General features: G+C 74.6%; 4 protein-coding genes. 2 read left to right on the top strand and 2 right to left on the bottom strand.

What is annotated here, in order from left to right; genetic code table 11:
* Positions 1–2: 2 nt before the first annotated feature.
* Positions 3–548 (bottom strand): DoxX family membrane protein, encoded by a 546-nt coding sequence (locus tag GTQ99_RS22305; protein ID WP_166617869.1) that lies wholly within the window; start codon positions 546–548, stop codon positions 3–5.
* Between the two features lie 98 nt (positions 549–646).
* Positions 647–1,027, bottom strand: coding sequence for a DUF1844 domain-containing protein (locus tag GTQ99_RS22300; protein ID WP_166617868.1), 381 nt, complete (start codon positions 1,025–1,027; stop codon positions 647–649).
* A gap of 265 nt (positions 1,028–1,292) precedes the next feature.
* Here GTQ99_RS22300 and infC point away from each other — a divergent pair, with 265 nt between their 5' ends.
* Complete coding sequence (gene infC / locus GTQ99_RS22295) at positions 1,293–2,003, top strand: translation initiation factor IF-3 (RefSeq protein WP_338075195.1); 711 nt, start codon at positions 1,293–1,295, stop codon at positions 2,001–2,003.
* A gap of 116 nt (positions 2,004–2,119) precedes the next feature.
* Positions 2,120–2,314, top strand: coding sequence for a 50S ribosomal protein L35 (gene rpmI, locus GTQ99_RS22290; protein WP_166617867.1), 195 nt, complete (start codon positions 2,120–2,122; stop codon positions 2,312–2,314).
* The last annotated feature ends 21 nt before the right edge of the window (positions 2,315–2,335 follow it).

Raw genomic sequence — 2,335 nt, 5'->3', positions numbered from 1 at the left:
CCTCAGGAGGCGACGGGCGTCTCGGGGCCGTCGGCGGGGGCGTCGGCGGACTCCTGCGCGTCCGCGGCCACCGCGGCCTGGCGCTGGCGGATGGTCAGGGTGGCGCCGACGCCGGCCGCGGCCAGCGCCAGGACGGTCACCCAGGGCTTGTTCAGCGCGTGGCCGGTCGCCGCGTCGAGGCTGTAGCGGCCGGGGCCGCCGACGGCCAGGGCGACGCTCGTCAGGCCCAGCACCGCCGGGTACTCGAAGCCGCCGGAGGTGGTGAAGAAGCCGTTCGGCTTGTGCACGGTCACGGCGGCCGCCATCGCCGCCGCCGCGACGGCGCCGCCGACCGGGGTGGCCAGGCCGAGCGCGAGCAGCGCCCCGCCGCCGACCTCGGAGGCGCCGGCGAGCACGGCGTTGCGCTTGCCCGGGCGGAAGCCCATGGCGTGCATGGCGCCGGTGTAGGTCTCGATGCCGCCGCCGAACAGCTTCTGCGCGCCGTGCGCGACGAGCGTGCCGCCGATGCCCAGGCGCAGGGCGAGCAGGCCGAGGTCGTTGTTGCTCACGGGGTCCTCCGAGTCGTTGCACGTTCAAGGTCGTGGGCATTGGACCACCCGGCGCCCCCGCCGCGCGAGGTGGGGCGCGGACCCGCCGCGGCGCGGGCTCAGACCACGCTGCCCGTCAGGCGCTCGCCCGGCCCCCTGCCCGGCTCGTCCGGCACGCTGGAGGCCTCGCGGAAGGCCAGCTGCAGCGAGCGCAGGCCGTCGCGCAGCGAGCGCGCGTGCTGCCCGCCGATGTCGGGGGCGGAGGTGACGACGAGGCCGGCGAGGGCGTTGATGAGCACGCGCGCCTCCGCGAGGTCGAGGTGGTCCTCGGCGTCCGGGCCCTCGGCGAGCCCGCACTTGACCGCCGCGGCGCTCATGAGGTGGACGGCCGCGGTGGTGATGAGCTCGGCGGCGGGCACGTCGGCGATGTCGCGGGCCGCGGTGGCGGCCGGGTCGGCGGCCCGGTCGGTGGCCGGGTCGTGGGCGGGGTCTGGCTGCATGCTGCTACCCTGACAGGTGACCGACCGGCTCACGCCACCGGTCCACCGCCCCGGCGGTGGAGCGCGGCGCGGGCCGGCACGCGAAGCGGAGGCCTCCTCCCACCCCGGTGCCCTGGGCGCCGAGGGTCCGGTCCCTCCCCCGTCCGCGGGGGAGCGCAGCGACGTCCGTCGTCGTGGCGCGGTGGTGCGACCACCTCGTCCTTCGTCGTCCCCGTCGCCGGATCCGGCAGGCCTCCGTGCGCGTCCGAGCACGGGGGCCTTTCCCGTGTCCGGTGGCCCCGCGACGACGAAGGAGCAGCACATCAGCGAGCCCCGCATCAACGACCGCATCCGTGTTCCCGAGGTGCGGCTCGTCGGCCCCAACGGTGAACAGGTCGGCATCGTGCGCGTCGAGGACGCGCTGCGGCTGGCGGACGAAGCAGGCCTCGACCTCGTCGAGGTGGCTCCGCAGGCACGGCCGCCGGTCTGCAAGCTCATGGACTTCGGCAAGTTCAAGTACGAGTCCGACATGAAGGCCCGCGAAGCCCGCAAGAACCAGACGAACACGATCCTCAAGGAGATCCGCTTCCGCCTGAAGATCGACCCGCACGACTACGGCACGAAGAAGGGCCACGTCGAGCGGTTCCTCAAGGCGGGGGACAAGGTCAAGGTGATGATCATGTTCCGCGGTCGCGAGCAGTCGCGACCCGAGATGGGCTTCCGGCTGCTGCAGCGCCTCGCGGAGGACGTCTCCGACCTGGGCAGCGTCGAGAGCTCGCCGCGTCAGGACGGGCGCAACATGGTGATGGTCATCGGGCCGCACAAGAAGAAGGCCGAGGCCAAGGCCGAGGAGCGCCGCCGCAAGGACGCCGAGTCCGCGGAGTCCGCGGCCGCCCCGGACGAGGCCGTCGAGCAGGCGCCCCTCGAGCAGGCGCCGGCCCAGCAGGCCGCGCCGGAGCAGGCCCCGGTCGAGCAGACGGCCACCACCGCGTCCTGACGCGGACCGCGACGGCCTGACGACGTCCCCGCGGGTCCCGGCCGCCGCCGGGGCCCGCAGGGCCCACGCACACCCGGCCGGGGAACCTCCCGGCCGGCCACACCACAGGAGATGACGTGCCCAAGAACAAGACCCACTCCGGCGCCAAGAAGCGGTTCCGCGTCACCGGCTCCGGCAAGGTCATGCGCGAGCGCGCCAACAAGCGCCACCTGCTCGAGGTGAAGCCGAGCAAGCGCACGCGGCGGCTGTCGGTCGACGCGGTGCTCTCGCCCGCCGACGCCAAGAAGGCCAAGAAGCTCCTCGGCATCTGACCGCGGCCCACCCACCCCCTC

Origin of the sequence: Kineococcus vitellinus, assembly GCF_009906315.1 — a bacterium.
GTDB lineage: Bacteria > Actinomycetota > Actinomycetes > Actinomycetales > Kineococcaceae > Kineococcus > Kineococcus vitellinus.
This window is presented reverse-complemented; position numbering and strand designations above follow the sequence as displayed.